Origin of the sequence: Puniceicoccus vermicola, from assembly GCF_014230055.1 — a bacterium.
Classification (GTDB): Bacteria; Verrucomicrobiota; Verrucomicrobiia; order Opitutales; family Puniceicoccaceae; genus Puniceicoccus; species Puniceicoccus vermicola.
Genome location: NZ_JACHVA010000045.1, coordinates 43,208 through 49,207, shown reverse-complemented (window position 1 = coordinate 49,207; position 6,000 = coordinate 43,208). Strand labels below are relative to the sequence as shown.

General features: G+C 59.4%; 4 protein-coding genes. 3 read left to right on the top strand and 1 reads right to left on the bottom strand.

What is annotated here, in order from left to right; translation table 11 throughout:
* On the bottom strand, window positions 1-313 hold a 313-nt coding region (locus tag H5P30_RS04645), incomplete at its 3' end, for a transposase (RefSeq protein ID WP_185691333.1).
* A 229-nt stretch (window positions 314-542) separates the two neighbouring features.
* Between H5P30_RS04645 and H5P30_RS04640 the strand changes: the two genes are divergently transcribed.
* Genes H5P30_RS04640 through H5P30_RS04630 form a run of 3 tightly spaced genes read left to right on the top strand, consistent with a single transcriptional unit; the run spans window position 543 to window position 5,210 of the window.
* Window positions 543-2,321: an N-acetylglutaminylglutamine amidotransferase gene (locus H5P30_RS04640; protein ID WP_185691789.1), complete on the top strand. Its 1,779-nt coding sequence runs from the start codon at window positions 543-545 to the stop codon at window positions 2,319-2,321.
* A 15-nt stretch (window positions 2,322-2,336) separates the two neighbouring features.
* Entirely contained in the window at window positions 2,337-4,007 is a 1,671-nt protein-coding gene (ngg, locus tag H5P30_RS04635) for an N-acetylglutaminylglutamine synthetase (RefSeq protein ID WP_185691788.1), read from the top strand.
* Window positions 4,008-4,010: 3 nt separating this feature from the next.
* Window positions 4,011-5,210 (top strand): osmoprotectant NAGGN system M42 family peptidase, encoded by a 1,200-nt coding sequence (locus tag H5P30_RS04630; RefSeq protein WP_185691787.1) that lies wholly within the window; start codon window positions 4,011-4,013, stop codon window positions 5,208-5,210.
* Window positions 5,211-6,000: the final 790 nt, after the last annotated feature.

Sequence of the window (6,000 nt, the reverse complement as noted above, 5' to 3'; positions counted from 1 at the left end):
CTTTTTTTAAGATGTCGCGCTGACGACGCAGTTGCTCGTTCTCCCGGCGCAAACGCTTTAGCTCCGAGGCTTCATCAGGATCGGAGGCTCCGGAAGGCATCTCCCCCGGCTCACGCCGGTCTCGATCCCTTCCTTCTCCTCCGATCCCAGCTGCACGATTACGCCATAATCTCAGCGTGTTCGGGGAAACTCCCAGTTCTTCAGCTACGTGCTTGAGAGGGCGAGCACTACTGATCAGAAGATCAACAGCTCCCTCGCGGAACTCACGGGAATAGGCAGGTTTGGTTGGTGGCATATCGGTTATCCTTTTCATTTGCACCGAGCTGTCCAACATATCAGGGGAAGCTCAAACGGAAGAGCCTTTCGCGACCGCTGGACCGCGCAGCTGAAGCTGAGCGGCTACTTGCTCCGAGAGAGAATGGCTACGAATTGGCATCCTCCTTGCGAACGATTGGGTTTACCGGGGCTTTCCTTTGACACCTTGATAAAAGCCCCCCTAGCCTTCTGAAGAACCAACTGGCACTCGATAGAAGAACAACAATATGTGTGGAATTTGCGGAGAAATGGTATTCGGCGACCGAATGGTCGAAACCTCGGCCTTGGACCGGATGTGCACGGAAATGTGCCTACGCGGGCCCGATGGCAGCGGCGTATGGGCCGCCAACCGAATTGCGTTCGGACATCGACGCCTGAAAATCATCGACCTTTCGGAAGCTTCCCGGCAGCCGATGGTCGATTCGGAGCTCGGTCTCTCGATCGTCTATAACGGGGCCATTTATAACTACAAGGAGCTCCGCTCGGAGCTCGAGGGCAAGGGATACCGGTTTTTCAGTCATGGCGACACCGAGGTCATCCTCAAAGCCTACCACGCTTTCGGCGAAAGTTTTGTCGAAAAGCTCAACGGGATGTTCGCCTTTGCCATCACCGAGCGCGAAACGGGTCGATTGATCCTCGGACGCGACCGCCTCGGAATTAAGCCTTTCTATTACTCCCTCACCGGTGAGCGTCTTCGCTTTTCCTCCAGCCTCCCTGGAATCATTGCGGCGGGTGGAATCGACACCTCCATTGATCCGGTCGCTCTTCAATATTATCTGACCTATCACTCGGTCGTCCCGGCCCCGCACACGATCGTCAACGGCATCCACAAACTGCCGCCGGCCACTATCGCGTTCGTCGAGCCCGACGGCAAGATGACCACCAAGCAGTATTGGGCGGTCAATTACGGCACCGACGACAGCCGCAAGGACTATTCCAAGGAGGACTGGATCGACGAGACGCTCGAAGTCATGCGCACCGCGGTCAAGCGTCGCCTCGTGGCCGACGTCCCGGTGGGGGTCCTCCTCTCGGGCGGACTCGACAGTAGCCTCATCGTCGGCCTTCTCTGCGAGCACGATCCCTCGGCTGTGGAGACGTTCTCGATCGGCTTCGAATCGGTGAACGATGAAGAAGGGGACGAGTTCAAATATTCGGACATCATCGTCGACCGCTTTAAGACGAGCCACCACAAGCTTTTCATCGACTCCTCGAAAACCATTCCGGCCCTGCGCGACTGCATCCGCCAGATGAGCGAGCCGATGGTCAGCCACGACAATGTCGGATTCTACCTCCTCTCGAAGGAAGTCAGCAAATTTGTGAAAGTCGTCCAGAGCGGGCAAGGCGCTGACGAAGTTTTCGCCGGATACTTCTGGTACAAGAAGATGATGGAGAGCACCAACGGCGTCGCCGACTACGCTTCGGTCTTCTTCGACCGGGACTACGCCGAATACAGCCAAGTGGTCACCGACCGCTACCGCTGCGCCGAGGACAACCCGCTGAACTTCGTGCAGAACCACTTCGACTCCCCGGGCGCTACCCGTCCTGTGGACCAAGCCCTGCGGATCGATTCGAACATCATGCTCGTTGACGATCCGGTGAAGCGGGTCGACAACAACACGATGGCCGCCAGCCTCGAAGCCCGCGTGCCCTTCCTCGACCACGAGGTGGTCGAATTTGCCGCGAAGATGCCGGCAGAGATGAAGGTCCCCGGCGACGGCAAGTATGCCCTCAAAGAAGCCGCTCGCAAAGTAATCCCGGCCGGCGTGATCGATCGCCCGAAAGGCTATTTCCCGGTACCCGCCCTCAAATACCTGAAGGGGGAATTCCTCGAAATGACCCGCGATGCGTTGATCAACGACACCGCGCGCGAGCGTGGCCTCTTCAACTCGAACTATGTGGAGAAACTCCTCAAAGCTCCCGAAGACCACATCACCTCCCTCGGCGGTTCGAAACTCTACCAACTGGCTCTCCTGGAGATGTGGCTCCAGACTCACGGAATTCGATAACCGAACCCAAATCCCATGCCCGAAGAATCAACCTTCGAAGGCGTCACCCTCCAATGCGGTTGGGGGCGACTAATATTTGCGCACACCTTCCCCTCGCCGGAGGAGGTGGCCCGCACCGTCCTTGAGGAGAGAGAGGGGCAGCGAGACATTGCCTTCTACCTAAACGATCCGCACCTCGTCCTGAACCAGGCACCGCAGGAGCTTTTCCTCGATCCATCGATCACCTTCCGCCTCCGATTCGCCGACTATCAACGCTCGGATCGCGAATTCGCCGGTTTCGAGGTGACGCCCATTCAGTCGAAGAAGGAGATCCGCGAGATCAACCGAATCTACATCTCCCACAAGATGGTGCCGGTCGATGAGGATTTTGTCTGGCACGAACGCCACAATCCACGGTTTCAATACTTGGTCGCCCGCCGTTTAGAGGATGGCCACATCCTCGGCGTCGTTCTCGGTGTCGATCACGCTGAGAATTTTGACGACATCCAGAACGGTTCGAGCCTCTGGGCCTTGGCTGTCGACAAACAGGGAGACCTCCCCGGCGTCGGCGAAGCCCTCCTTCGCGCAACCATCGAGACCATGCTGGAGCGAGGACGTTCCGAGCTCGACCTCTCGGTCATGCACGACAACGAGGGCGCGATCGGCCTCTACAACAAGATCGGTTTCCACAAGGTGGCTGTCTTTGCCGTCAAATGCCGCAACTCGATCAACGAGCGACTGTTTGTCGGGGATCCACCCGACCCCAAGTTCAATCCCTATGCGGAGATCATCATCAACGAAGCTCTTCGGCGCGGGATTCGCATGAGCGATCCGGATCCGACGCGCGGATTTTTCACTCTGAGCCTCGGCGGACGCTCGGTGACCTGCCGCGAATCGCTGACCGAGATGACCTCAGCCGTGGCGGTCATGCGGTGCGATGACAAATCGCTGACCCGCGAACTTCTCGACCGCAAGGGACTGAAAGTTCCGGCCCAGCAATCGGCGGGCGAGTCCGCCCAGAACTCGGAGTTTCTCGCCGAGCACAAGCGGATCGTGGTCAAACCCGCGAGCGGCGAGCAAGGATTCGGCGTCGCCGTCGACATCACCGACGATGCCGACATGGAGGCCGCCATCCAAGAAGCGCGCAAGTTCTGCGACAACGTCATCCTCGAGTCCTACGCCGTCGGGCAGGATCTTCGCATCATCGTGATTAACGGAGAAGTCGTAGCCGCAGCCATCCGGCGACCCGCCGAAATCATGGGCACCGGCAAACACTCCGCCGAGGACCTCATCGACCGCCTCTCCCGCCGCCGCTCGGCAGCGACCGGAGGCGAGAGCAAAATTCCCAAGGATGAGGAGACCGAACGTTGCCTGCGGGAGTCGGGCCTCACCTTTCAATCCGTCCTCGAGAAAGGACAGATCGTGACCGTCCGCAAGGCGGCCAACCTCCACACTGGCGGAACCATTCATGACGTCACCGACACCCTGAACCCGGTCTTGGGCGAAGCGGCCACCCGAGCCGCGGCCGCCCTTTCGATTCCCGTCGTTGGGCTGGACTTCATTGTCCCCGACGAGCAATCTGAGGACTACGTGATCATCGAAGCGAACGAACGGCCCGGCCTCGCCAACCACGAGCCCCAGCCGACCGCGCAAAAGTTGATCGACTTCCTCTTTCCACATTCCATCAAACCCACCGAAAACCGGTAATTCATGGATTCTTCCGTTGATATCGACCAAGACTACCTGAAGGAGATGCTCCTTCATCTCCTTCGCATCCACAGCCCGACCGGATACACCGATCCGATCGTGCGTGAAGTTTGCTCGGAGCTGACCGATCTCGGCATCGACTTCGAATTGACCCGTCGCGGAGCCATCCGCTCCACCCTACCGGGAAAGAAAGGCAGCCCGGACCGGGCCATCATCGCCCACCTCGACACCTTGGGAGCCATGGTCGCCGGATTGAAGGAAAACGGGAGACTGCGGATCGTACCCGTGGGCACTTGGTCCGCCCGTTTTGCGGAAGGCGCCCGCGTCTCCATCTTCACCGACAATACGATCATCCGCGGCACGGTTCTCCCGCTCAAAGCTTCGGGCCACATTTTTAACACCGAGGTCGATACCCAGCCCTGCTCTTGGGACAATCTCGAGATCCGCGTCGACGCCCACATCGAGGGTATCGAGGATCTTCGCAAAATGGGAATCAACGTCGGTGATTTCGTCGGAGTCGACTCCATGGCCGAGTGCATGCCAAACGGCTACATCAACGCCCGTCACCTCGACGACAAAGCCGGGGTGGCCGCCCTGCTCGCCGCGGTTCGCTACCTGAAGCAGAATGACATCGAGCTGCCCGTCGACCTACACATCCTCTTTACGATCTCGGAAGAAGTTGGTTCCGGAGCCTCGGCAGTGCTTCACGGCGATGTCGCCGAAATGGTTTCGATCGACAACGGCACCTGCGGACCGGGGCAGAACTCCAGCGAATTCGGCGTCACCGTCGCCGTCGGTGATTCGACCGGCCCGTTCGACTACCATCTCACGCACCACCTCCTCCATCTTTGCCAAAACGGAAAGATCCCGCACCAACGCGACATTTTCCGCTACTACCGCTGCGACAGCGCCTCGGCCCTCGACGCCGGCAACGACATCCGCACGGCCCTGATCACCTTTGGCGTCGATGCCTCCCACGGCTACGAACGGACGAACCTCCACTCCCTCGAGTGCATCGCCCGCCTCATCGTCAGCTACGCCCGCAGCGAAATGATCTTCGAGCGGCAAAAGGACTCTCTCGGCGGCCTCCAAGCCTTCCCCGAAACCCGCCGCGTCGGGGTCGATTCGGTGGTTCAGGAAGAGAGCGAACGCATCGTTCAGGAAACGCCGGAAGCCGTCATCCCCGAAGAAGACGAGGAGTAAGGGCGGAAGACGGCCGGTTGGGCTCTGGGGAGATGGGGACGCGCCGATCAGACGAGTCGGCAGCTGAAGCAGCCGGTCCTTGGTGAGTAGTCGGAAAAAGTAGCCGCTCAGCTTCAGCTGCGCGGTCTTGCGGTTGCGGAAGGTTTTTCTGAGGTGCCGTCCGGAACAGACGCGATGGGGGCAGCTGAAGCTACGGCCCTACTTGGATCCCCGCTCAGCTTTAGCTGCGCGGTCTTGCGGTTGCGGAAGGTTTTTCTGAGGTGCCGTCCGGAACAGACGCGATGGGGGCAGCTGAAGCTACGGCCCTACTGAAATACCCGCTCAGACGAGGCGGCAGTTGAAACAGCCGGTCCTTGGATAAGTCGCCGAAAAAAGTAGCCGCTCAGCTTTAGCTGCGCGGTCCTGCGGTTGCGGAAGGTCTTTCCCGAGGTGCCGTCCGGAACAAACGCGATGGGGGCAGCTGAAGCTGCGCCCCTACTGAAATACCCGCTCAGAAGATGCGGCAGCATAAACCGCCGGTCCTTGGCTGAGTCGTCGAAAAAAGTAGCCGCTCAGCTTCAGCTGCGCGGTCTTGCGGTTGCGGAAGGTCTTTCCCGAGGTGCCGCCCGGAACGGACGCAATAGGGGCAGCTGAAGCTGCGCCCCTACTAGGATCCCGACTCAAACGCGGCGGCAGCTTAAGCAGCCGGTCCTTGGGTGATTAGCCAAAAAAGTAGCCGCTCAGCTTTAGCTGCGCGGTCTTGCGGTTGCGGAAGGTTTTTCCCGAGGTGCCGCCCGGAACGGACGCAATG